Source organism: Streptomyces sp. CB02058 (assembly GCF_001905505.1).
In the GTDB taxonomy this organism is placed as follows: domain Bacteria; phylum Actinomycetota; class Actinomycetes; order Streptomycetales; family Streptomycetaceae; genus Streptomyces.
Window position 1 is genome coordinate 41106 of the sequence record NZ_LIPG01000009.1, and the last position, 23959, is coordinate 65064.

The 23959-nt window shown below is 69.7% G+C and carries 22 protein-coding genes; 7 read left to right on the forward strand and 15 right to left on the reverse strand.

The window, feature by feature from the left end:
* The 4 genes from AMK10_RS35175 to AMK10_RS35190 form a co-directional block, all read right to left on the reverse strand.
* Nucleotides 1-1929 carry a CRTAC1 family protein gene (locus AMK10_RS35175; protein ID WP_079180996.1) on the reverse strand — a complete coding sequence of 643 codons (1929 nt, stop codon included), beginning with the start codon at nucleotides 1927-1929 and terminating at the stop codon, nucleotides 1-3.
* Nucleotides 1926-2912, reverse strand: coding sequence for a DUF1702 family protein (locus AMK10_RS35180; RefSeq protein WP_073753632.1), 987 nt, complete (start codon nucleotides 2910-2912; stop codon nucleotides 1926-1928). Before AMK10_RS35180 ends, AMK10_RS35175 begins: the two co-directional genes overlap by 4 nt.
* A gap of 104 nt (nucleotides 2913-3016) precedes the next feature.
* A complete protein-coding gene (locus AMK10_RS35185) occupies nucleotides 3017-4000 on the reverse strand; it encodes a DUF1702 family protein (protein ID WP_073753633.1) in 984 nt (327 codons plus the stop codon).
* Nucleotides 4001-4187: 187 nt separating this feature from the next.
* Entirely contained in the window at nucleotides 4188-4631 is a 444-nt protein-coding gene (locus tag AMK10_RS35190) for a winged helix-turn-helix transcriptional regulator (RefSeq protein ID WP_073753634.1), read from the reverse strand.
* A 143-nt stretch (nucleotides 4632-4774) separates the two neighbouring features.
* Here AMK10_RS35190 and AMK10_RS35195 point away from each other — a divergent pair, with 143 nt between their 5' ends.
* Together AMK10_RS35195 and AMK10_RS35200 are read left to right on the forward strand one after the other, a co-directional pair.
* Entirely contained in the window at nucleotides 4775-5338 is a 564-nt protein-coding gene (locus AMK10_RS35195; protein WP_073753635.1) for a hypothetical protein, read from the forward strand.
* A 50-nt stretch (nucleotides 5339-5388) separates the two neighbouring features.
* Nucleotides 5389-5814, forward strand: a complete 426-nt coding sequence (locus AMK10_RS35200; protein ID WP_107428561.1) for a hypothetical protein — start codon at nucleotides 5389-5391, stop codon at nucleotides 5812-5814.
* A 115-nt stretch (nucleotides 5815-5929) separates the two neighbouring features.
* On the opposite strand, the gene AMK10_RS35205 is transcribed toward AMK10_RS35200, so the two are convergent.
* Entirely contained in the window at nucleotides 5930-7120 is a 1191-nt protein-coding gene (locus tag AMK10_RS35205) for an IS701 family transposase (RefSeq protein ID WP_073753636.1), read from the reverse strand.
* A 322-nt stretch (nucleotides 7121-7442) separates the two neighbouring features.
* On the opposite strand from AMK10_RS35205, the gene AMK10_RS35210 reads away from it, so the two are divergent.
* The gene (locus AMK10_RS35210; RefSeq protein WP_073753637.1) at nucleotides 7443-8045 is read left to right on the forward strand and encodes a TetR/AcrR family transcriptional regulator; all 603 of its coding nucleotides are present in this window, start codon (nucleotides 7443-7445) and stop codon (nucleotides 8043-8045) included.
* A gap of 74 nt (nucleotides 8046-8119) precedes the next feature.
* On the opposite strand, the gene AMK10_RS35215 is transcribed toward AMK10_RS35210, so the two are convergent.
* On the reverse strand, nucleotides 8120-8890 hold the full coding sequence (locus AMK10_RS35215; RefSeq protein ID WP_073753638.1) for an SDR family NAD(P)-dependent oxidoreductase: 771 nt from the start codon (nucleotides 8888-8890) through the stop codon (nucleotides 8120-8122).
* A 127-nt stretch (nucleotides 8891-9017) separates the two neighbouring features.
* On the reverse strand, nucleotides 9018-9692 hold the full coding sequence (locus AMK10_RS35220) for a ScbR family autoregulator-binding transcription factor (protein WP_198959859.1): 675 nt from the start codon (nucleotides 9690-9692) through the stop codon (nucleotides 9018-9020).
* A 149-nt stretch (nucleotides 9693-9841) separates the two neighbouring features.
* Between AMK10_RS35220 and AMK10_RS35225 the strand changes: the two genes are divergently transcribed.
* Both AMK10_RS35225 and AMK10_RS35230 read left to right on the forward strand, forming a co-directional pair.
* Nucleotides 9842-10759 (forward strand): ScbA/BarX family gamma-butyrolactone biosynthesis protein, encoded by a 918-nt coding sequence (locus tag AMK10_RS35225; protein WP_079180999.1) that lies wholly within the window; start codon nucleotides 9842-9844, stop codon nucleotides 10757-10759.
* A gap of 242 nt (nucleotides 10760-11001) precedes the next feature.
* Nucleotides 11002-12429 carry a DNA primase family protein gene (locus tag AMK10_RS35230; protein ID WP_073753640.1) on the forward strand — a complete coding sequence of 476 codons (1428 nt, stop codon included), beginning with the start codon at nucleotides 11002-11004 and terminating at the stop codon, nucleotides 12427-12429.
* A 128-nt stretch (nucleotides 12430-12557) separates the two neighbouring features.
* Here the strand turns inward: AMK10_RS35230 and AMK10_RS35235 are convergent, their stop codons facing one another.
* Nucleotides 12558-13421: a hypothetical protein gene (locus AMK10_RS35235; RefSeq protein WP_198959860.1), complete on the reverse strand. Its 864-nt coding sequence runs from the start codon at nucleotides 13419-13421 to the stop codon at nucleotides 12558-12560.
* 348 nt (nucleotides 13422-13769) lie between these two features.
* On the opposite strand from AMK10_RS35235, the gene AMK10_RS35240 reads away from it, so the two are divergent.
* Nucleotides 13770-14324 carry a carboxymuconolactone decarboxylase family protein gene (locus AMK10_RS35240; RefSeq protein WP_073753641.1) on the forward strand — a complete coding sequence of 185 codons (555 nt, stop codon included), beginning with the start codon at nucleotides 13770-13772 and terminating at the stop codon, nucleotides 14322-14324.
* Between the two features lie 45 nt (nucleotides 14325-14369).
* Here AMK10_RS35240 and AMK10_RS35245 read toward each other — a convergent pair whose 3' ends face one another.
* The 6 genes from AMK10_RS35245 to AMK10_RS35270 form a co-directional block, all read right to left on the reverse strand.
* On the reverse strand, nucleotides 14370-14771 hold the full coding sequence (locus AMK10_RS35245) for a DUF6009 family protein (RefSeq protein ID WP_073753642.1): 402 nt from the start codon (nucleotides 14769-14771) through the stop codon (nucleotides 14370-14372).
* Entirely contained in the window at nucleotides 14768-16318 is a 1551-nt protein-coding gene (locus AMK10_RS35250) for a DNA primase family protein (RefSeq protein WP_073753643.1), read from the reverse strand. The genes AMK10_RS35245 and AMK10_RS35250 overlap by 4 nt, the downstream gene beginning before the upstream one ends.
* Complete coding sequence (locus tag AMK10_RS35255; protein ID WP_079181001.1) at nucleotides 16315-17427, reverse strand: bifunctional DNA primase/polymerase; 1113 nt, start codon at nucleotides 17425-17427, stop codon at nucleotides 16315-16317. Before AMK10_RS35255 ends, AMK10_RS35250 begins: the two co-directional genes overlap by 4 nt.
* A gap of 673 nt (nucleotides 17428-18100) precedes the next feature.
* Complete coding sequence (locus AMK10_RS35260; RefSeq protein WP_073753644.1) at nucleotides 18101-18481, reverse strand: DUF6009 family protein; 381 nt, start codon at nucleotides 18479-18481, stop codon at nucleotides 18101-18103.
* Nucleotides 18482-18608: 127 nt separating this feature from the next.
* Nucleotides 18609-20156: a DNA primase family protein gene (locus AMK10_RS35265; RefSeq protein WP_073753645.1), complete on the reverse strand. Its 1548-nt coding sequence runs from the start codon at nucleotides 20154-20156 to the stop codon at nucleotides 18609-18611.
* The gene (locus tag AMK10_RS35270; protein WP_073753646.1) at nucleotides 20153-21169 is read right to left on the reverse strand and encodes a bifunctional DNA primase/polymerase; all 1017 of its coding nucleotides are present in this window, start codon (nucleotides 21167-21169) and stop codon (nucleotides 20153-20155) included. Before AMK10_RS35270 ends, AMK10_RS35265 begins: the two co-directional genes overlap by 4 nt.
* Before the next feature lie 894 nt (nucleotides 21170-22063).
* Here AMK10_RS35270 and AMK10_RS35275 point away from each other — a divergent pair.
* Nucleotides 22064-22906: a glycosyltransferase family 2 protein gene (locus AMK10_RS35275; protein ID WP_241839794.1), complete on the forward strand. Its 843-nt coding sequence runs from the start codon at nucleotides 22064-22066 to the stop codon at nucleotides 22904-22906.
* Between the two features lie 39 nt (nucleotides 22907-22945).
* Here AMK10_RS35275 and AMK10_RS35280 read toward each other — a convergent pair whose 3' ends face one another.
* A complete protein-coding gene (locus AMK10_RS35280; RefSeq protein WP_073753648.1) occupies nucleotides 22946-23698 on the reverse strand; it encodes a transcriptional regulator in 753 nt (250 codons plus the stop codon).
* Between the last annotated feature and the right edge of the window lie 261 nt (nucleotides 23699-23959).

The following is a 23959-nucleotide window of genomic DNA, read 5'->3' on the forward strand; positions in this document are numbered from 1 at the left end:
TCACTTCTCCTTCACGTCGGCGCCGAGTTCCAGCGAGTGATGGCCGGGGGTCAGCTGGAGGTCCTTGTTCTGCACCTGCCCGGTACGGTCACGCCAGGTCAGGTGGGTCGGCATCGGGCCATCGGCCTCCTGGCCCAGGCCGATGTGCACGTCCTGGCTGCGTTTGCCGGAGTGCCCGCTGCCGCCGTCGACACGCCCCAGGCGGGTAGTGCCGTCGGACAGGGTCACGGTGACCTGCGCGCCGATCACGGGCGAACCGTCCTCGTCGGTGAGAGTGAGGTTGAGGTAGCCGCCGGAGTCCGGGCTCATGTTGCAGTAGAAGACGGGGTCCTCCCACTGACGTGCCACGACCATGTCGAGGCGTCCGTCCCCGTCGGCGTCGCCGGTGGCGATGCCCCTGCTCGGCACGGGTACGGCCAGGCCGAGCTGCTTGGACAGGTCGCTGTATCCCTCGCCGTCCTTGTCCTGGACGTAGAAGCGCAGGTGCTGGTCGCCGGCGAGGTCGTCGCCCTCCTCCACCCGGGGCCAGAAGCGGGGGTGCTTGACCAGCGCGTCGTTGGCGGTGGCGAGCTCCTGGAGCTGCGCCCAGCGGTTGCGCTTGCCCTTGACGAATCCGACTGCCTGGGTGATCTCCTGGATCCCGTCGTTGTCGAAGTCGCCCATCTTCACGTCCCAGCCCCATCCGGACCAGGCGAGCTTGAGAGGTGCGCTCTCGTCCTTGTAGGGGGCGACGCCGTCGCGGAACTGGGCCCGCAGGTCCGCCTTGTCACGGGCCGTTCCGATGAAGGCGAAGTTCGACTCCTGGATGCCGAAGGACGTGGTGATGTTGGAGACGAAGGCGTCGTACAGGCCGTCGTTGTCCAGGTCGCCGAAGTCGACACCCATGCCCTTGAAGGAGCTGCGGCCCATCTCCTTGGACTTCGGAGTGGTCGCGGTGTGCCTGGCCTTGACCTCGCTGAACTTGAACGTGCCGGGGGTCGACCTGTTGTACAGGAGGGCCGAGGTCCCGAAGTCGTGCGCGAGGTAAAGCTCGGGGCGCTGGTCGCCGTCCAGGTCGGTGGCCGAGACGGCCAGCGTCCAGCCCTGGTCGATGCCCTTCGGCAGGACGTTCTTGACCTGCTCGTAGCCGGAGGGGGTCCAGCGGAAGAAGTGGCCGCCGCCGCCGTTCTGGGCGTGGGACAGCGAGTCGTTCATCGTCACGCCGCCGTGCACGGTGTCGTCCAGGACAGGGCTGTCGGGGAAGTAGTTCCCGATGTAGATGTCGTTGTGCCCGTCGCCGTCGAAGTCGGCGACGGCCGCGGCGTTGGAGTTCCACAGCGGGCCGGTGTAGGTGTCGGTGCCGTTGCCGGGGACGAGTTCGATGGGCTCGAAGCACTTCGGGTCCATGGTCGTCGTGTCCTTGCCCGGTTCCCTCTTCGCCTGGAAGATCACCGGGGTGCGGCCCCAGTAGTAGACGAGCAGGTCCGTCGCGCCGTCCTCGTTGAAGTCTCCGGGGACACAGCCGATCGGGGCCATGATGTCGCTCTTGGACAGCGGCGCCGGGTCGAGGACGAACGGGGCGTACGAGGTGCTCTTGCGTCCGGGCACCGGGGCGGGAGTGACGACGACCTGGTCGATCTGCGGGTCGGTGACGCACAGGTCGTTGGGCAGGCCGTCGCCGTCGATGTCGTTCATGGCGACGCCCGCGCCGACCGAGGAGATCCACCCTTCGATGTGCTTGTACGCCTTGTTCACCTTGCGGACGCTCTGCTTCTTGTATCCGCCCGGCATGGATATCGCCATCGGCTCGAACGTGAAACTCTCCGCCATCTCCGCTTTTTCGGACGCGCTGGACTCTGCTGGTTTCACCGCGTAAAAGGTGCTGACCATGAGAGCGAGCGCGATGACTCCGGGTGCCTGCTTCCGCAGCCAGGAAATGGGATGTGTCATGCGACGGCGCCCTTCTGCGCGTGCGGAACGGAACTGATAGTGGTGGCGATGTGCTGCCGCCAGGTCTCGAAGGCCGGGATCTCCCCGCCGTCGCAGGTGGCGGGCCGCGCGTCGGTGCATACCTGCGCGGCTTCCGCGGGGGTACGGCCACCGCACAGGACGCGGGCCGCCAGGTGCGTGTGGGCGATCGTCGTCCCCGCCCGCTCCCGGGCCTCGCAGGCGAACGCGGAGCCCTGCACGAGGTTGGGCAGGTGGTCGCCCGCATGCTTGGCGAAGCGCCGCAACTCGTCCTCGTCGACGCTTCCCGCGTAGGTGCAGGCGAGCCCGGCACCGGCATAGAGGTCGCCGTGGCGGTGCTCGGGGAACGTGCCGATGAGGTCGGCCACGACGTCGGGGTCGGTGCCCCCGACGAACCACATGGCCCGCCCGATGCCCTGGTCGATGGCGCGGGCGCTGTAGGCGTCCGGGCCGCCCTTCCAGGTGAAGGGGTGTTCGGCGGCGGGGTCACGAACGTAGGAGTCGGTCTTGAAGTACGCCTGGTGGAAGCCGTACCCGTCCAGGATCAGCCAGCGCAGCACGGGGTCGGTCGCCGTCACGTCGGGCCACAGGAATTTGGGCAGTCTGGCCATCGCCCAGCCGATGCCGACGTAGATCATGTAGTTGTGGTGGCAGCCCTGGCCCTCCAGGATCCCGGTCAGCCGCTTGTCGCCACCCGTCAGCGAGTCGAGCATGACGGCACCCATGCCGGCACCCTCGTAGGCGAACCCGCGGAAGGCCCGGGGCACGGTCTCCAGCCATTCGACGGCCTCGTCCGCGCAACGCGCCTCGACCGCGTAGGCGTAGCCCTGGAGGAAGCTCGCCCCCACGGTTTCCAGCTGCTGCTTGGCCTCCGGGTTCTTGACGTGGAATCCGCGTGTTTCCAGCTGCGTTTCCCGGATGTTGGGTGTGAGGACTCTGCGCCTCAGCGCACGCAAGATGGACACCTAAAAAACCGCCCCTCGATTCTTCTGACCGAATTCCTCTGACCGAAATCCCTGTTCGCCAAATCGAACATATTGGAGTATCCGAACGTCTACTCCCGGAATGCTCAAAGGGCATTCACCAGCAGTTGTCCACGCACCGCTCGGCGCCAGATCTCGTAGGTGGGGACGCCGCCGGCGCCGTCCGGTGCGGGCGCGGCGTCGTCGGCGAGCGCGGCGGCCGCCTCGACGGTGATCCCGGCCAGCGCGTGCAGCGCGGTCCGGGTGTGCTCGGGGACGGTCGCGGAGAAGTGGCGGGCCTTCGCCGCGAAGACGGAGCCCTGCGCGACGTGCCCGCGCAGCTCACCGGCCTCGGCGCGCAGCGTGGCCAGTTCGGCTGCCGTGGAGCAGCCCGCGAAGGTTGCGGCGAGGCCGACGCCCGCCCACAGGTCCGGCCGGCGCTCGGAGGCGAACCGGCGGACGGCGGCGCAGACGTGTTCGACGTGCGCGCCGTGGATGAACCACAGGGCGCGCCCGATGCCCTGGTCCACCGCCCGCTGGAAGTAGTCCGGGTGGCCGTCCCAGGCGTACGGGGTGTCCGGGCGCTGGCCGTCGACCCAGCGGGCGGGGTCGAAGTAGGCCCGGTCGAAGCCGTAGCCGTCGACGGCGAGCCAGCTCATCGGCGGGTAGAACTCCGCGCCGTCGAGCTCCTGGGGCATGAGCTTCTTCCACAGCGGCCTCGGCAGCTTGGCCATGGCGAAACCGATGCCGATGTAGTTGAGGAAGATGTGCCGCCGCCCGGCGCCCTGGAGCAGTTCCGCGGTGCGTCCGCCCCTGCCGGGCATCGCGTCGCGGATCACCGCGGCCATCGTGGCGCCCTCGTACGCGAAGCCCTGGAGTTCCAGGTCGACCAGGGACAGCCGGCGTTCGATCTCCCACAGGTCCTTCGACTCGATGCCCCATTCGAAGCCGGTCACCACCGTCTGCGGAATGCTCTCCAGCTGCCGGGTGGCGGCGGTCTCGGTGACCGGGAAGCCGCGTCCCGAGAAGCTGACGTCCCGCAGGGACGGAGCCATGAGCAATCTGCGCAGAGTTCCCGTTGCCGATGCCACGCGCTGCCTCCTCGACCGGCCACCAGGGGTGTGGCGAAGGGCCTCATGGTCGGCCGCCGGCGCGAAGCAGGGCATCTTCGCGCATGCGCAGCCCCCGTGCCCCGGGCCCGGTGGGGGTGGGGCACGGGGGCGGTGCGGCAATGTCCGGCGTGCAGTGCTCGGCGGTGGCCAAAGGGCGGCCGCGGCTTCAGGGGGTGCGGCGCACCGCGACCTCCTCGTCGTGGACGTCGCGGCCGCACGAGGCGCAGCGCATACGCACCTGGACCTCGCCGTCGCAGCCGAGGTGCCGCGCCTGCCGCGGCGGGCCGGCTTCGGTGGGCAGGTTGCGGTCACCCCACTGCATCAGGGCGACCACGGCGACGGTCAGGTCCCGTCCCATGGGGGTGAGCGGGTACTCGTGACGCACCGGTTTCTCCTGGTAGGGGACCCGGTTCATGATGCCCAGCTCGACGAGCCGGGCGAGTCGGCTGGTGAGTACGTTGCGCGCGATCGGCAGCTGGCCCAGGAACCCGTCGAACCGCGTGACCCCCAGCAGGGCCGAGCGGACGATCAGCAGGGTCCAGCGTTCCCCGATCACTTCGAGGGCGCGGGCCAGCGAACAGTCCTGTCCTTCGTACGTCCGTGGGAGCATGCCTGACCGTAACGCGTGGGTTGCGTGACAGGACCCTTTCGTGCGCCCGCACGGGAGAACCGGGCAAGGCGGGAGAAGCCCGCACCCCTGCGCGGCTGCTGTGCTGGAGGGCGCCACCGGTCCCGGATCATGGAGGTTCCAGCATGACGGCCAGTACCGAAGCTCCGCCGCGCACACTGCGGGGCCAGATCGACTCCCTCAACAGCAGACACCATCAACTCGGCCTGCGCCTGTTCCTGTTCATCGTCGTCGCTCACTGGGCAGAGCACCTGGTCCAGGCGATCCAGATCTACGCACTGGGCTGGCCCATCCCGGAGGCGCGCGGGGTGCTCGGCGTTCCCTTCCCGTGGCTCGTCACCTCGGAGTGGATGCACTACGGCTACGCCCTGGTGATGATGGTCGGCCTGTTCCTCCTGAAGCCGGGCTTCACCGGCCGCTCGGGCACCTGGTGGAAGGCGTCGTTCGGCATCCAGGTGTGGCACCACTTCGAGCACCTGCTGCTCCTGGTCCAGGCCCTCGCCGGCGCGTACCTGATGGGCAAGGCCGCGCCGACGAGCATCATCCAGCTCATCGCTCCCCGGGTGGAGCTGCACCTGTTCTACAACACGCTCGTCACCATCCCCATGGTCGTGGCGATGTACCTTCACACCCGTCCGGGCCGGGCGGACAACGCCTCCGCACGCTGCGCCTGCGCCCCCAGGGACTGACACCGGGCATGGGGAGGAACGGGAAGAGGAAGCGGAAACCCTCCGGGTTCGTGTCGCTGCTGCTGCTGCTGGCGGGGGTGCTGCTGCTGTACGTGGCGCTGCCGAATCTGGGCAGCGCGGCCAGGGCGGCATTCGTCGACGGGGCCCCGGGCACCTTCACCGCGAGCCGGCTCACCTGTGTGAGCCACCCCGGTCACGAGACCTGCGAGTGGTCGGGGGTCTTCCGTACCGCCGACGGCACGGTGGAACGGCGGGGCGTCAAGCTGTACGGAAGCGGCCGGGACACGTTCGAGTCGGGGCAGGAGGCCGCGGCCGTGGACGTGGGCAACGCGGGGCGGGTCTACGACCCGTCGGGCTCCAACGAGTGGATCTTCACGGCCCTGATGCTGATCGCGGGGTACGCCCTGCTCGCGGTCGTGGCCGTACGGCATCTGATGCCTCCCGCCCGGCGCCCGGTGCGGCCCGTCCTGGCCTGAACAGGAGCCGACGGCATACGGACGGGGCGCCCGGTGACCTGCCGGGCGCCCCGCTCCGTCACCGTTCCCGTCCTCCGCTCCCGCGCGCCGGCGGCCGGGGCCGCCGCACGCCCGGTCAGCCCGGTGTCCCCACGAGCCCGCGGCGCTCGCCGGACAGCTCCAGCCCGCTGTACGCGGAGGCGGCCGAGACCAGCGTCATGTGGTGGTGCCACCCCGGGTAGGAGCGCCCCTCGAAGTCGAGCAGGCCGAAGCTGCTCTCCATCTGCTGCACCGTGGCACCCGCCCGGCGCTGGAGTCCGGTCAGCGCGGTCAGCTCGTCGGTGCGCCGGTGCGCCATGTTGGTCAGCCACATCCGGGTGGAGCGGCGTCCCGCGTAGGAGCGGACCGCGAAGAGCCGGTAGGTGTGGTGCGGCGCGTGGCGGGCGAGCCGCAGCTCGGGCAGCCGTACCAGGGCCGTCATCACCGAGGTGCGTTCCGCCGGGCCGCCGAGCGTGTCGTGGGTCGCGGTCCTGTGGTGGCCGCTGTGCACCTGGTCGAACAGGCGCTGCGCCTCGACGGCGGCGGGCAGTTCGGCCATGTACGGTCTCTGCACCGCCGACCGGCCGACGGGGACCACCGGGGTCCGGCCGGGCAGGCTGATGACGAAGTCGCGTCCCCGGGCGCTGAGTCCGCGTACCAGCGAGGTCACACCGGTGTAGTAGCTCAGGTCCGCCACGACGGGCGGAGCGCTGAGGTGGGTGCTCTCCTCCAGTGCGTCGACGAGGTCGAGCGCGTGCTGCTCGATGGTGCGGTGGCCGGCGTCGTCGGGGATGCGGGCGCGGGCGCGGCGCTGTTCGTCGTTGACCCAGGCGCCGGGCAGCAGCAGACCCCAGTGGACCGGCACTGCCTGCGCGCCGGCAGCCAGGAACGCGCCTATCCCGAGCTGGCAGTTGACGGAGCGTCCAGTGGCGGGGACGAAGCGGCGGTGCACCCCGCAGGAGTGGTCGCCCCGCTTGCGCAGGACCGCGACATCGAGCACCCAGGCGCGCGGCGTCATCCGCTGCTCGGCCCACCGCGTCAGCTCGGCGCGCACCGGCCCCCACTCCCAGGGGCTGGCGTTGACGAACTGGTGCATGGACTGCGAGGCGGTGGGCGATCCGGAGACGGTGGCGGCGATCCGGCGCACCGACTTCTTGCCCTCGGTGGTCAGAAGACCCGTCAAGTATGCCTGGGCCCAGGCGCGCTGATCGGCCCTCGACAGGTGCCCGAATATCTGTTCGGTGAGCGCGGAGACCGGCAGCGCGCCGCTCCCGTCGTGTGCCGCCATGGCTCGTCCCCTCCTACTGGGCATCCGATCGAGCGAGCTATAGAATAGCGAACGTTATCTTTTTTTTGCAACGGGAGGAGCACGCCTCCCCCTTCGCAGAAGGAGGAAGGATGCGGCCACTTCCCGGGGCCGATGGCTCCCTGGCCTGCCTTGACCAAGGCTTTTTCCTACTTGGGCAACTAGTGGTTGCCCGTGCGTCACGGCCGCGCCCAAGCTGGGGGCACGCCGACCGAACGATCAAGACACGTATCGGAACACCGCACCAGCACCCGGGTACCGCGCAGCGCGCGCCGTACCCGCAGACGCCTTCGGAGAGAACAGGGTGAAACAGGAACGGGCGGCGCGAACGCGGCGCACCCTTCTACGGGCGGCAGCCACGCAGTTCGACCGCGACGGGTACGCGGGCACCTCCCTGGCCAGGGTCAGCAAAGCCGCCGGCATCTCCCTGGGGGCGGTGACCTTCCACTTCTCGTCCAAGGCGGACCTCGCCGACGCCGTCGAGGACGAAGGCCGGGCCGAGGTCAGGGCCGCGCTGCAACGCCTGGAGGCCCGCTCCGCCCCGTTGCAGCACCTGGCCGCACTGACCCTGGAACTCGCCCGGCTCATCGAGCAGGAGGACACCGTCCGTGCGCTGCTGCGGCTGGAGCGGGAACGTCCGGGCGACGCCTCGTGGACCGAGATCTGGCTGCCCACGGCCGACGGACTGCTGCGCCGCGCCTACGACAGCGGCGACCTACGGGCCACGGCGCACCCCGAGGCCATGTCGACCCTGGTCGTGCACCTGGTCGCCGGTGCCGAGATAGTGCTCCGCCGCCACCGCTCCGCCGGTACGGCGACACCCGAGAGCGCGGTGGACCTGCTGGCACGCATCTGGCAGCTCGTCATGACGGGGATCGCCTCCACGGGCGGAACCTCCCACCGGTGAGACCGCGGGCCGGGGGCCCGGCCCGCGGTCTCACCGCGGACCGGCCCCGGACACCACCGGGACCCGCTGACGGGTCAGACCGCGCTGCACCCGCCGTCCACCGGGACGGCGCCGCCGGTGACGAAGGACGAGCGGTCGCTGCACAGCCAGGCCGCAGCCTGGGCGACCTCGGACGGATCCGCCATCCTGTGCTGGATCGCGCGTGTGGCGACGGGCCGCTGGGGCCCGCCGCGCGGGTTCTGCTCCGTCAGGCCCGTGCGCGTGGTGCCCACCACGAGAGCGTTGACCCGGATCCCCCGGGCCCCGTACTCGGCGGCGGCGGCCTTGGTGAGCCCGAGCACCGCGTGCTTGGCGGCCACATAGGGGGCCAGCGCGCCGGTGGCGAACAGGCCCGCGGTACTGGACGTGTTCACTATCGTCCCGCCGGTCCGCTGGTCCAGCATGAGCGGGATCTGGTGGCGCAGGCAGTTCCACACCCCGCGTACGTTGACGTCCATGATCCGGTCGTACGCGGAGTCCGCCGTCTCGTGCAGGTCGGTCCCCCTCGCCCCCCAGCCCGCGTTGTTGAAGGCCGCGTCCAGGCCGCCGAAGGCCTCCACCGCCACCGAGACGACCCTCTCGACGTCACCGGGGCTGGTGACGTCCCCGGCGACCGCGGCGGCCCGGCCCCCGGCCGCCCGGATTTCCTCGGCCAGGTCGCACAGAGGCTTCTCCCGCCTCGCCATCAGGACGACGGACGCCCCTTCGTCGGCGAAGAGACGGGCCGAGGCGGCCCCGATCCCGCTGGAAGCCCCCGTGATCATGATCCGCTTGCCGTGCAGTAACCCACTCGACGTCGTGTACATGGATCCCTTCCCCACACGCCCCGCCGAGGCAGGACGTGATGTCGGTCACCGTATCCCTCCGGGGGGATGACCCTAGCGGTCAGCGGACGAACTCCCGGGCCCGAGCGCGGAATTGCACCGTGTCAGGTCACCCGGACAATGGCTCGGGCTTCCTGCCGCGAGGCACCGACCTGCCGCGCGCCTCGCCGAACACCATCTGCTCGGCGGCACTCGGCACGGCGATCGCGGGCAGCATGCACCGCCATATCTCCTCGACCCGGTCGGGCAGGTCCCGCCGCCCGGACTCCATCTGGGCGTGCATCTGCGCACCGGTGCAGGCGCTCACCAGCATCCGTGCCAGAGCCGGGATGTCCACCCCCTCCCGCAGCTGCCCCATCTCCTTCGCCTCGGCGAACGTCGACATCGCGACCATCGTCCACTGCTGGTGCGAGTTCTCCTCGGTGGAGATGAAGAGTTCCTGGTCCGTCACCAGCCGGGCGCCGGCCAGCAGCAGCGGCTCGTCGAGCATCTGGTAGGACCAGGTCAGGGTGATGTCGATGATCTTCTGCAGACCGTCCGAAGGCAGCGGTGGCGCGACGGCGTCCGGCTGGCTGCGGACGATCTCACGTGCCAGCGCCTCCTTGTTCTTGAAGTGGAAGTACATCGCCCCCAGCGTCAGCCCGGCCCGCTCGGCGATCCGGGAGACGCTCGCACCGGCAAACCCGCTCTCGGCAAAGACCTCGGCGGCCGCCCGGACGAGACGCACCCTCGTCCTGAGCGCCCGCTCCTGCTTCACCGGACGTTTGTCAGGAGATTCGGACACGGTGTCTCCCCCCTCGTAGACAAAAAAAAGAATAATCCTTATGTTACATCACAGGTACTCGCCGTCACCTTCGAGACGGCCCGGCACCCGAGCACGTCCAGGCACCCAAGCACGGTCAGCTTCGATGATCCATGGGGAGTGCACACGTGATGTCTTCGTCCAGCAGCCACGGCTCGACCGCCCTGCACCTGCAACGGCCCACCGTAGCCAAGCGCCTCGTCCGCAAGACGGACGCCTCGGAAGTGCTCGTCACCGCATGGCGCGGTCTGTCCGACCACCAGCACGTCGTCACCACCGACTGGCCCTTATCGCATCCCTTCTACACCCCGGAGCCGGATTCCCACAGCGCTCTGCTCTTCACCGAGAGCACCCGGCAGGCCCTGGCCCTGCTGTCCCACACCGAGTTCGGCATCCCTCTCGACCACCGCCTCGGCTGGGACCACGTCAGCTGTTCCACCAGCCCCGAGGGCCTGCTGACCGCCGGGGGCCCCGCCCAGGTCGAACTGCACATCACCCACACGTCGGTGAGCCGGCGGCGCCTGGGCTGCGCCCGCCTCAGCGCGGAGATCGAGGCCACACGCGGCGGAACACGGGTGGGCACCGCCCAGATCAGATACACCACCTACCCGGAGGCGGTCTACCGCCGCCTGCGCGGCCGGTACGCGAACGCCGCCGAATGCTGCGCAAGAGCCCTCCGTCCAGGCCCTCCCGTCGCCCCTGGCCTGGTCGGCCGCGAACACACCGGCGACGTCGTCCTGAGCCCGACGACCCGCCCCGACCTGTGGCTCCTGCGCGCCGACCTCGGCCACTCCGTCCTGTTCGACCACCCGCACGACCACATCCCCGGCATGGTGCTCCTGGAAGCGTTCACCCAGGCCGCACGGTCGCTCCGCGCACCGCGCCCCATCCAGCCCGTCTCCTTCGACGCCGTCTTCAAGCGGTACGTGGAACTCGACCAGCCCTGCCTCATCGAGGCGGAGGAACTCGACCGCTCCACCGTCCAGCTGATCGCCACCCAGGGGGACACCGTGGCCGCGTCGGCGCTGGTCACCGCCCCACCCGCGTAAAGGCCGCCGGCACCGAAGACCACGCGCACCGCACAGGGGCGCCCAGCCACCGACGACAGAGCCGAGTTTCCCCACCTCATGTGCGTCCCCCATGCACCACGCGGCGGGAAGCGTCCCCTCGGGTACCCGCACCATGCCCCGCACATGCCCGGCCCTGAGCCGCCGCGGCCGCGGAAAGGACGCGACCGCACCCCGGCACCCGGCGCTTCCCGGAAGCGGCTCAGGGCCACGGGCAGACCACGGTGAACGCCGCCACAGGACCGGCCGCGGTGCTGCCCGACACCCTGACCGACCGGGGCAACGCCAAGCTCTTCGCCTCCCTGTACGGCGGACGGTTCCGCCACGTACCGGACCTGGGCTGGTACGCCTGGTCGGGCACCCGCTGGGAACGCGACGAGAACGACACCGTGCTGTGGGCGGCGGGGGAGATGGCGGAAGCCCTGGCCGAGACGGACCCCTCCGGCCGCCACACCGACGCCACCCTGCGCCGCCACCGCAGCAGAGCACTCTCCACCCCCGGCATCAGGGCCATGCTCGTGCAGGCGCGTTCGGCGCCGGGGATGGTGTTGGGTCCGGGGGTGCTGGACGCGGATCCGTATGTGCTGTGCACGCCGGCGGGGATCGTGGATCTGCGGTCGGGGGTGTTGCGGGCCCCGGACCCGGACAAGGACTTCCATTCCCGTTCGACGTCGATCGGTCCGGACCGGATGGCGACACCCCGCTGGGACCGGTTCCTGACCGATACCTTCGGCCAGGACGAGGAAGGCGCTCAGATGATCCGTTTTCTGCGCCTCCTGCTCGGCTACTCCCTCACCGGCGATGTCGGCGCTCAGGTCATGCCCTTCCTCTACGGGTCAGGCAAGAACGGCAAATCCGTCCTCCTGGACGTCCTGATCAAGCTCCTGGGCGACTACGCCGACGCCGCACCCCCCGGCTTCCTCATGGCCCGCCCCTACGAAGGCCACCCCACCGACCTCGCCGAGCTCCACGGCCGCCGCGTCATCGTCTGCTCCGAAGTCAAACCCGGAGACCGCTTCGACGAAGCCCGCGTCAAACTCCTCACCGGCGGCGACCGCATAAAAGCCCGGCGCATGCGCCAGGACTTCTTCTCCTTCGCCCCCACCCACAAACTCTGGCTCCTGGGCAACCACCGCCCCGAAGTCGGCACCGGAGGCTACGCCTTCTGGCGCCGCATCCGCCTCATCCCCTTCGAACGCGTCGTCTCCGACCACCACAAAATCGACAACCTCGCCGACATCCTCGTCACCGAGGAAGGCCCCGGCATCCTCAACTGGCTCATCACCGGAGCCCACCACTACCTCAACGGCCCCCGCGACCTCACCGGCCCCGAAACCGTCCGCATCGCCACCACCGCATACGCCGAAACCGAAGACCACACCGGCCGCTTCCTCACCGAATGCTGCACCCACGAACCCCACCACCGCACCGAACAAGCCCACCTCTACAACACCTACAGAACCTGGTGCGGACGGGAGAACGCCGTCCCCGTTTCGGCGAGGACCTTCGCCGCACGGGTCCGCGAATCGGTCGGGCTCCCCGAACACCGGGCGGCACGGTCCGACCGGTACGGGTACTACCCGGGCATCCGACTCCTGCCGGCCCACGAACAGGAGCCCGGCCCGGTGCCGTCGCGGACCGCCGCACCCTGACGGCCTCGCGGCCGCGTACCGCGTACCGCGCACGGACGCCGGCCCGCGACGGGGCGGGCCGGACGTTGCACCGGTGCCGGGGCCGGACGTGGTCACGGCCCCGGCACCGGCCGGTTCGGACGCCCCGCTCACTCCGCCCAGGGCGCGATCGGGTACCAGGGGATGATGTCGCGGCGGGCGAGCAGCCTGACGTCCCAGTAGAGGAAGGTGAAGACCCCGGCGACAATCAGGGTCACCGCCGTCACGGCAGCCATCCGCCCCGGCTTGGCCATCAGCCACACCGACAGCCGGCCGCCGGCGACGTACGCCGTCAGGGCGAGGATCACCGCCATGATCAGCACGTTGCCCGCCGACTGCAGCACGAAGGCCACCGCACCGTAGAGGGGATTGCCGCTCTCGGCCGTGTCACGGAAGAGCTGCCGGAAGAGCGGGTACGGCCGCCCGATGAGAAAGCCGCCGACCAGCACACCCATGAACACGGACTGGGCGTGCGGGAAGCGGCGGGACAGCCGCGCGAACGGATCCCGCACGTATCCCAGCGCGGCCAGCCCCATGTAGAGCATCGCCAGACCGATGAGCCCGAAGGTGACCATCGACTGGATCGAACGCCCCGACAGCACACCCGGCGTGGGCTGCGCCTCGGAGAACTGCGGCATCGACGTCCCCACCAGACCGACCAGCGCACCGTACGCGGCCGACACCACGGCCATGCCGAGGAACAGCCACCCCAGCGGCTTGAGCGCCTGGACGGCCCGGCCCACACGGCTCCCGGCCGCGCCCATCATGGGGGCGACCGTACCGAACACCGCGATGTTGCAGGCGGTGAACGTGCCCGCGAGCCCGGTGACGAACGCGAAGGCTATTCCGGCCGTGGCCGAACCGAGCGTGGCCGTCTGCGGGTCCTGTCCGAGAATCGGCTCGGCGATACCACCGCCCACGGTCTGGTCGACGAATTTCGCCGACCAGACCACCGTCAGGAGAAAACCGGCCACCGTACTCAGAAGAAGAAGGAGGCCACGCCTCCGTACCCCGGTTCCGCCCGGCAGATCTCCCGGGGGAAGAGGTTTCCTTACGCGCGCACGTTCACGGACCGTCAATTCCTCTGCACGTGCCACAACAGCCTCCTACACCGACTACCGGACGAGGAACAGAGTAAGCAGAGGATAAAGATCGTCCTTTCTTTCAGATTGCCGGGAGCGAAAGCGGGACGAAAACTCCCGAGACCCTGTCGGAGAAACAGAGAAATGAATGGAACACGGTCAGCACTATGGGAGTTGGGCGCCCGGGACGCCCTCGGCACGATGGAGCGGATTCCCTCACCGAGACCCGAGGACTGACCCATGCCGCACATCGCGATCGACAACGACCAGCCCGGCATCCGTGGGCTCATGCTCCACCGCCCCGACACGGCGGCCCCGTTGAACCACCTGGCCGGCGTCCTGCTCGCGGGGGACGCGGTCCTCAGCGCCGGGGAACGCGAGCTGATCGCGTCGTACGTCTCCCACCTGAACCGCACCCCCTTCTGCGCAGGCACCCATGGAGCGGTCGCGGCGGCCCGGATCGAGGGCGGCCAGGACACGGTGGCGGCCACGTTCGCGGACCCGGCGACGGCCCCGGTGCCCCCGCGGCTGCGCGCCCTGCTGCGGATCGCGGCGGAGGTCCAGGCTCACGCGCGGCCGGTCTCCGACGAGGCCGTGGCCGCCGCCCGCGCCGCTGGGGCCCACGACACCGACATCCACGACACCGTGCTCATCGCGGCGGCCTTCTGCCTGTTCAACCGCTACGTCAGCTGCCTGGCCACCGCCGTGCCGACGGAGCCGGAGTACTACGAGGAGGCGGCCCGGCGCATCATCGGCGAGGGCTACAGCACGGGACGCGTCCGGACGGCCGTCTGACCGCCTTCCCGTCCGTGCCTCTGACCCGGGTCACCACGGGCCCGGTCAGAGGCGCAGCCGTGTGTCCATTTCACAGATCACGCTGGAGAGTGGCCCGCCCTCCGAGCGCTCCGTCTTGTGGCCCTTCGCCTTGGCGGCCACCGTTCGCGGATCGACCGACTCGGAGGGGGCGCCGGTCCCGTACAGGCCCTCCGGATCGCAGTCCCGGTCGTGCGGCAGCAGCCAGAACACCCGCCGCCGGAACGTGCCCGAGGGCCGCGACGCACGCGCCTGCGGACCGAGCAGCGCATAGCCCACCATGCGGCCGTCCCTGTGGTAGGCGGGCCTCCCCCGCCGGGTGGGCAGCCGGTCCAGACTCTGCCGTACGTAGTCCAGGAGCGACACGTCCTCCAGCCAGACGAGCTCCACCTCGTCGCTGATCTCGTCCTCGCCGATCAGAGCACTCACCCGCTCTCCTCCTCCACGCGCAGCCCCACACCCGGGTAGTACTTCCGCTGGTTCGACAGAATCATCTCCCTGGGCGAGGACAGACCTGCGAGCTCGCGGACCCGTGCGGCGAAGGCCCGGGACGACACCGCGGACACTCCGTCATTCTGGCACCAGGTTCTGTAGGTGTTGTAGAGGTGGGCTTGTTCGGTGCGGTGGTGGGGTTCGTGGGTGCAGCATTCGGTGAGGAAGCGGCCGGTGTGGTCTTCGGTTTCGGCGTATGCGGTGGTGGCGATGCGGACGGTTTCGGGGCCGGTGAGGTCGCGGGGGCCGTTGAGGTAGTGGTGGGCTCCGGTGATGAGCCAGTTGAGGATGCCGGGGCCTTCCTCGGTGACGAGGATGTCGGCGAGGTTGTCGATTTTGTGGTGGTCGGAGACGACGCGTTCGAAGGGGATGAGGCGGATGCGGCGCCAGAAGGCGTAGCCTCCGGTGCCGACTTCGGGGCGGTGGTTGCCCAGGAGCCAGAGTTTGTGGGTGGGGGCGAAGGAGAAGAAGTCCTGGCGCATGCGCCGGGCTTTTATGCGGTCGCCGCCGGTGAGGAGTTTGACGCGGGCTTCGTCGAAGCGGTCTCCGGGTTTGACTTCGGAACAGACGATGACGCGTCGGCCGTGGAGCTCGGCGAGGTCGGTGGGGTGGCCTTCGTAGGGGCGGGCCATGAGGAAGCCGGGGGGTGCGGCGTCGGCGTAGTCGCCCAGGAGCTTGATCAGGACGTCCAGGAGGACGGATTTGCCGTTCTTGCCTGACCCGTAGAGGAAGGGCATGACCTGAGCGCCGACATCGCCGGTGAGGGAGTAACCGAGCAGGAGGCGCAGAAAACGGATCATCTGAGCGCCTTCCTCGTCCTGGCCGAAGGTATCGGTCAGGAACCGGTCCCAGCGGGGTGTCGCCATCCGGGCCGGACCGATCGACGTCGAACGGGAATGGAAGTCCTTGTCCGGGTCCGGGGCCCGCAACACCCCCGACCGCAGATCCACGATCCCCGCCGGCGTGCACAGCACATACGGATCCGCGTCCAGCACCCCCGGACCCAACACCATCCCCGGCGCCGAACGCGCCTGCGCCAACAAGGCGTTCATCCCCGATGTCGACAGCGCGCGACGACGGTGCTTGCGCAGCGAGGCGTCGGAATGCACACCCCGGGGGTCGGTGGTGGCGATGTTCTCCGCCATCTCCCCCGCCGCCCACAGCACGGTGTCGTTCTCGTCGATCTGCCAGCGGGTGCTGTCCCAGCGGTACCAGCCGAGCCCCGGCACGTGCCGGTAGTCATTGGCGTAGAGCCGCACGAAGAGCTTGGCGTTGCCCCGGTCGGTCAGGGTGTCCGGTATCAGTCCCGTGGACGCGACCCGTTCGCCCGAGGTGGGCGCATCGCCCCGGGCCGGGACCGAGGGGAGGAGCTCGGGTGCGGCGGGACGGGGACTCGCCGGCCAAGGTGCCGACCGGGCGATGATCTGCTCGGCCACCGCACGGGCGTCGAAGCCGGACAGGGAACTGTCACCGGACGACGTCACGCGCGCCCCCTCGGATACAGAGGCTGCCGCAGTCCGGCACTCATACCGCTGTGGATGATCTGGGCCGCCCGCCGCTCCTGCCCCGGGCGGGCGGCCGCGGCGGCCGAGCGGAGCAGCTGCTCGGCCTGCTCCCGCGTGAGGTGCCCGGCGGCGACGAGCCCCCCGGCGGTGTACGCGGCGCGGTTGAGCTTCTCCGAGAACGCCGCGCCGTGCGCCACCACCGCACAGGCGGCGACCTCCGTCAGTACGGATCGCAGGGCGCCCCCGGTACGGGCCCGGCCGTCACCGCCGGCCAGGACGGCCTGCAGCGCGCGGGGCGGCACGGGGTGGGACCCCGGGACGCGCGGGACGGGCAGGTGCCCCGTGCGCTCCAGCTCCTGCGCGAGCCAGGGGGGCAGCGGTGCGGGACGCCTCACCGCTCCGACCACCTTGTAGGTCCCCGCACCGGTGGTCGTCCCGGGCGCCACGATGTAGCCGCCGTAGGCCCGTACGTCCACCTGCCAGGCGAGGGCCCGCCCGCCCCCCGATCCGGCCGAGGACCTCCACCGGCGGGCGTCGGGGGCCAGATACCAGACGTGCAGGCCGCCCGAGGGGGTCCGTACCCGCAGGGTCGACTCGTCGGTCGCCGGATCGGTCGCCCCGCGCAGGGCGGCCAGCACCGCCAGGGTGTGGAACCCGTTGGCGAGGCCGGTGAGGTCGACCTGTTCGGGGACCGGTATCCCCGGTAAGAGACGGTCGCGGCCCGGGAGGCCCTGTTCGTGGGCATCGATGTCGATGACCACCAGCCGGGCGGGACCGCAGGAGACGCCCACCCCGAACTCGGGGTGCTCGCCCCACCATCGGCCGATCCGGGCGGGGTCACGGGTGGCGGCGTGGAAGCCGTGGCACCAACGGCCCGCGGCCGCGCAGGGGCAGCCCTCGCGCGTATGGCCCGGCCGTCGGCAGGCGTCGCAGTTCCCGGCCGGCGTCTTGCGCCCGGCCGCGAGCGGATGGACCGGCCAGCCCTGCCGTGCGCACCACCGGGCCGTGTCCAGGGACCGGGGAGCTGTTGAGTCCGCCGAAGCCGCACGCGGGGATCGGGTGCTCGGGACATGCAGCTCAGTAGCCATGCGCACCCCCCTGATAGCGACTGAAGCGACCCAACAACGCACATAGATTAGCGAATACTTGCCAGTGTCATGGGTGGCTGCTTCACGAATCTCACATCATGCAACCGGCTCGGCGGCCAGCGACCGGGATCCTGGGGCGGAGCGACCGGGGGAGGTTTCGGTAGCTGTCCGTGCCGCGCCCGAGAACAGCAGGTCAGACCAGGCGGGCGGGGCCGGAGAGCGACCGAAGCGACTGAAGCTCGCTATATATGACGCACACGCACATCTGTGAATGCCTTCATATACCCGAACCTTGGGTCGCTTCGGTCGCTGCCAACGCTGTCACCACCTGTGTGACCTGTGTGTCCACGGGGCCAACGGTCAGCGACCGAAGCCGCGGCCGGTCGCTGGCCTTCGGTCGCTCCCTCGCGCCCGCGGCCCGCCGCGTGAAGTCGCGGCCCGCCCCACGCGGCGGGCCGCGACTTCCGGGGACGGCTGGGTGCGGTCGCCCGGATCAGGGAACTGCGTCGGACACGGCGACCGTTGTGAGCGCTAGCCCGCGGGCAGAAGTGGGGCGGTGCGGGACGACGAGGCCAAAAGCCCAGAAGCAGCCGTCCGCGATCGCAGTGGTCCTGCCGACGGCGTCCTTGACCTCGGGCAGCTCCATGCCGTGACTCTTCGCGGTTGCCCACCGTCAGGAGGGCACTATCTCGTTTCTGCGCTTCCCCTGCGAACGCGGGGTCTTCTCCCCCACTCGCCGCGGCTCGATCGTCCGCGGGTCGACCGCCTCACCCGGGGCACCCTCCTTGTAGAGGCCCTCGGGCTCGTTCGGCCTGTCGTGGGGCAGCAGGAAGAACGTACGGCGCTGGAAGAGGCCGCTGTCGGGATTGGCCTCGGCGTCCTTGTCCAGCTCCGCGTAACCGACCATGCGTCCGTCACGGGCGTAGCGCGGCTTCCCGCCGCGGCGGGCGCTCTTGTCGAGCGCCTGCCGCACGTAGTCGAGGTCGTCGAGTTCCTCCAGCCACACCACGTTCGCTTCGTGTGCAAGCTGGCTCTTATGCAGCAGCGAGCTCATGAACGTAGCTCCTTGTCGGTGGTGTGCTGGTAGTTGCGGCTGCTCGGTACGGACCGGGCAGAGAAGTGGTCCGGAACGTTCCCATAGTAGGACGATGCCCGGATCCTGGGCAGAAAGCCGTAGTGCCTCATGGGCGACCACCTGCCGGTCCGTCGGGACGGACGATGTCGTCCTTCAGCAGCGCCAGGGCGGGGTAGTACTTCTTTCCGCTGGACTTCAGCATCTCGGCGGGGGACGCGAGCCCGACCTCCTGCCGGATACGGCCGGCGAAGGCCCGGGCCGTGTCGGCCCGGATGCCCTCCGAGCTGCACCAGCCGGTGTACGTCCCGTAGAGGAGCCCCTGTTCGACGCGCAGGTCCCCGGTGTCCGGCCCCTGGCGCAGGCAGCACTCCCCCAGGAAGCGTCCGACGTGGTCCTCGGTCGTCTCGTACGCGGCCGTGGCCATGCGTACGGACGACGGGCCGCTCAAAGGGTCCCGGGTGGTGAGGTAGCGAATCGCACCCTGGATCAGCCAGTGCAGGATGCCCGGTCCCTCTTCCTGGACGAGCTCGCCGGCCAGATTGTCGATCTTCCGGTCGGCGGCGACGACGCGTTCGAAGGGGATAAGCCTGATACGGCGCCAGAAAGCGTGTCCGCCGGTTCCGACCTCGGGCTGGTGGTTGCCCAGCAGCCAGAGCTTGTGGGTCGGAGTGAAGCTGAAGTAGTCCTGCCGCATCCGACGGGCCTTGATCTTGTCTCCGCCGGTGAGGAGTTTGACCCGGGCCTCGTCGAACTTGTCGTTGGGCTTGAGCTCGCTGCAGACGAAGATGCGACGGCCGTGCAGCTCGGTCAGCTCCGTCGAGTGTTCGGCGAAGTTCCCCTTGTCCATCAGGAAGCCGGGTGGGGCCGCGTCCGCGTAGTCCCCCATGACCTGGATCATGACGTCCAGGAGGACCGACTTGCCGTTGGCTCCCTTGCCCCAGAGGAAGGGCAGGACCTGCGCGCCGACATCGCCGGTGATGGAGTACCCGAGCAGCAGGTGCAGGAAGTCGATCATCTCCTGGCCCTTGGCGTCGGCGCCGAAGGTGTCGTCCAGGAAGGCGTGCCAGCGTGGGGTCTGCATGGCCTGAGGAGCCACGCTGGTGGCACGTGAGTGCAGGTCCTTGAGTGGATCGGGCTTGTGCAGGCGACCGTTGCGCAGATCGACGACGCCCGCGGGGGTGCACAACGAGTAGGCGTCGCCGTCGAGGACGTCGGGGTCGAGGCTGAGCACCGGCGCGGCCTTCGCCTGGTGGAGCAGAGCCTTCATTCCGCTCGTCGACATGGTGCGCCGGCGGTGCTGGGCGATCTCCCTGTCGCTGAAGACGCCTCGGGGATCGGTGGCGGACATCTGCTCGGCCATGTCCCCGGCGGCCCACAGGGCGGCTTTCTCGCCGCCGACCCGCTTCCACCTGAACTGGTCCCAGCAGTACCAGCCGAGGCCTTCGACATGGCGGAACTGGTCGCTGTAGAGCTGGGCGAAGAGCTTCGCGTTTCCGCGGTCGGTGAGCATGGGCGGCAACAGAACCGGCGTATCCGTCACAGCGGGCGCCTGTACCTGCTGAGGGGGAACCCACGCGGGGGCGGCGGCCTCGAGGTCGAGCATCTGCTGAGCGGCGGCAGCCGCGTCGAAACGGCTGCTCTCTGCGCTACTCATGCGAGTCCTTTGGGGTGGAACGGGCGGCTGGCGCCTGCGGAAAGGGCTGCGTCGATGATCGTCTCATTACGGCGGGTCTGGTGGGGACGAGCATAGTGAGCGGCTTCTGCCAGTTCTTGTCGGGCTTCGGCTTGATTCAGGTGCCCCGCTCCTGCGAGTCCCCCTGCCGTGTAGGCCGCGCGGTTGAGTTTCTCGGTGAAGCCAGTGCCTTCCGCGCTGGCGGCACATTCACGAACGGTCTCGATGAGCGACCGCACGAGCGCCTGCGCGGCGCCGGCCCGGGGAACCGGTGCTCGCCGGGCCGGCCTCGGGCCGGGAACCGGGGACGTCTGTATGACATGGCCCGTGCGCCTCAGTTCAGCGGAAAGCCATGCGGGGAGCGGAGCGGGCTCCCGGACGGCGCCGAGGGGGGTGTAGAGGCCCGCTGACGTACGGGTGGTCGGAGCCACGATGTACCCACCGTGGGCTCGTACGTCGACCTGCCAGGCGAGCGCGGTCCTGGGGCTGGATCCGGTGGAGGACCGATAGCGAACGGTGGGCTCGGAGTTGACGTACCAGATGTGGAGTCCCCCGGACGGCGTGCGGACACGCAGGGTCGTCTCGTCCTCGGCCGGGTCTGGTTCCCGACGGTAGGCGGCGAGGAGGGCAAGCGTGTCGAAGCCGGAGGCAAGCCCGGAAAGATTGACCTGCTCGGGGATCGGGATGCCCGGCAGGAGGCGGTCACGGTCCGGAACCTGCGCCGCGTGGGCGTCGATGTCCAGGACCACGAGGTGCGCCGGCCCGCACGACACGCCCACACCCGCACGGGGCTCCCGGCTCCACCAGGCGTCGATACGCGCGAGATCGGTGGTCGCGCTGTGGAAGCCGTGACACCAGAGGCCTTGTTCATGGCAGGGGCAGCGCGAGGGTTCGTGGCTGCGGACCCGGCACTGCTCACAGTTGGCAGCGGGCGTCTTGCGTCCTGGAGCCAGAGGGTGGACCGGCCACTGACGGCCTGCGAGCCAACGGGCCACCTCCGCGGGTCGCGGCTGCGGCGCGACTCCTGACGAGGCGGTGTCGGCGGGGCGCTGCACTGTTCGTCGATCCGTTCCTCTTGTGTGGTCAGGCTTGGTCCCTCGCACCCAGGCTCCTGCTGTTTTCCCAGCTCAGGGAAGGTTGCACGAGGGACTGAGGGACTGAAGGGACTGACTTTCACATATGGCGGATCGAGCCTAGCGCACGGGTCTGCCCCTCCGTGGGAGGCATGAGCACCTAGTCCAAAATCAGTCCCTTCGGTCCCTCGGTGCCTGAGTCGGGCGGAGCCACGGCGGAACGGCCCGTCCAGCGGGTGGGGGGGAGGGACCGAAAGCCTGCCAGAGGCGAGGGACTCAACGGTCCCCTTTCAGTCCCGGTCCCATTTCCGCAGGTCAGAGCACATGTGGCCAGGGACCGAGGGACTGAAGGGACCCATTTTCGTAGTTATCAGCGCACCAGGATATGTAAGGGTCAGTCTTACGTACGCGTGCATACACGCGCGCCCACGCAGCTGGAACAGGGAGTTTCGGTCCCTTCGGTCCCTTCAGTCCCGGGCGGATCGCTCTGACCTGGTGTTTTGCAGGGGGACTGAAATGAGGAGGGACCGAAGGAGTTCGGTCCCTCCTACCGGGTGGAGCGCTTCCCGAACACCTGCCCGGGCCCTCCCCCTGTCAGGCTTTCTCTGACCTGAGGTCAGGCCGAGTCGGCTTGTGAAGAGGGTGCTCGGCGGTCACTCGCCAGGTAGGTGCCGAGGGACAGAACGGGCACGGGATTCTCCTTGCCTGGTGCGGTGCATGGGGTGCAGGCGGCTAGCATCACGGGCTCGGGCTGGGCCGATGAGTTGGTGGGAGTGTGTGGTGACGCGTCCGCGTGTGGGTGTGGCGGTGCTGACAATGGGCAACCGACCTGCCGAACTGCTGGCCCTGCTCGAGTCAGTGGCCAGACAGGACGAAAACGCGGTGCGCATTGTCGTGGTCGGCAACGGGGCGGGCTCGCTGCCCGTACTGCCCGACGGGGTGGACGGGGTGGAACTTCCCCATAACCGGGGAGTGTCCGGCGGGCGCAACGTCGCCTGGGAGCATCTGCGTGAGTGTGGCGACGTAGACGTGCTGGTCGACCTCGACGACGACGGGCTGCTGGTCGACACCGACGTCATCCGGCAGATCGCGGATCTGTACGAGAGGGACCCCGGCCTCGGTATCGTGTCGTTCCGGATCGCGGACAAGCATGGGCAGACGCAGCGGCGTCATGTGCCGAGGCTGCGGGCCAAGGACCCGATGCGGGGCGGGGAGGTCACCACCTTCCTCGGCGGCGGGCACGGGCTGTCGATGCGGATGCTGGAGGAGACCGGCGGGTGGCCGGAGGACTTCTTCTTCACGCACGAGGAAACCGACCTTGCCTGGCGTGCGCTGGACGGCGGCTGGACGGTGTACTACGAGCCGACGCTGTTGTTGCAGCACCCGAAGACCAGCCCGGCGCGGCACGCGGTGTACTACCGGATGACCGCCCGCAACCGGGTCTGGCTCGCAAGGCGCCATCTCCCCGTTCCTCTTGTCCCGCTCTACCTCGGGGTGTGGGCCGTGCTCACGCTGGCCCGCACCCGCTCGGCAACCGGGCTGCGGGCGTGGGCAGGTGGCTTCGCAGAAGGAGCCCGCCGGCCGTGCGGTGTGCGGCGGCCGATGCGCTGGTCGACGGTGTGGCGTATGACCCGTCTCGGCCGCCCCCCGGTCATCTGACCGGGGCTCCCCGCTCGAACGGGCTACACGGTGCTGCGGTCAGGCGTCCGGCCGCTTGTTGTACGCGGCCAGGGTGGCCTTGTTCGTCGACGCGTCCTGGAACACCAGCTGCCAGGGCCCGGTGTTCACGTCGAACTCCTTCCCGAAGCCGACCCACTTGCCAGTCATCCGTCGGCCGGTCGGCTCGATCAGGAGCTGGATCGCACCGTGGTAGCGGGCGCCCCGGTAGTAGCCCTCGTTCGCGGTCTCCTCGGTCCAGGTGCCGGTGACCACGTGGCCGTCGATCTCCAGGTCCATGGTCAGCGGGCTGTCGGAGGCCCCGGGCAGGCTGCGTGCGGTCAGCCGGTTGCCGTGTTGCAGCAGGACGACGTAGTGCTGACCAACGAACGCGGCATCCCGCCCACTGGAGAAGTACTCGTAGCGGCTGAGCCACACGCCGGAGTGGTTGCTGCGGCTGGTCTGCGCCTCGCCCTTGGGCGAGGCGGGGATGGGCTGGCCGGCAACTGGCTGCATGTCGTGGCCGCCGTGCCCGTCGTCGGAGATCCGGATGGTACCGGTGGCGGCGAAGCCGAGGGATTCGATGGGCAGCCCGGTGACCGTTTCGAGGGCGCGAGCGTAGACGGGGCGGGGTGCGGTGGTGGCCCCTGATTCCCAGCGCTGGACGAGCCGCTTGTTCGCGTCGTTGGGCTGGCCGGTTCGGGTCCCCGCGTCGCGGACCGCGCGGGCGAAGTCGTCTTGGGACATGAGCAGGCCGAGGCGGACCGCTCGCAGAGTGCTGTTCGGTGTGGCCATAGCAGCGCGGTAGCGGCCAACCCCCCTTGAATGACACCGAAATGACGCCCCGTATGTCGCCGGTATGACGCCTGCACCGACGTCGCGCAACTCTGTGTGGTCACGCCATCTTGAATGCGTGACGACTACAGGCAGCGGCCCCCCCGGCCCGGGCTCACGATCAGCGTCTACCGCGTCAACACGCAGACCGGCACCCGCACACCGCTCAAGCAGTACGAGACCATCCCGGCAGACGGCCCCCCGGCAACCGGCGCCTACCCG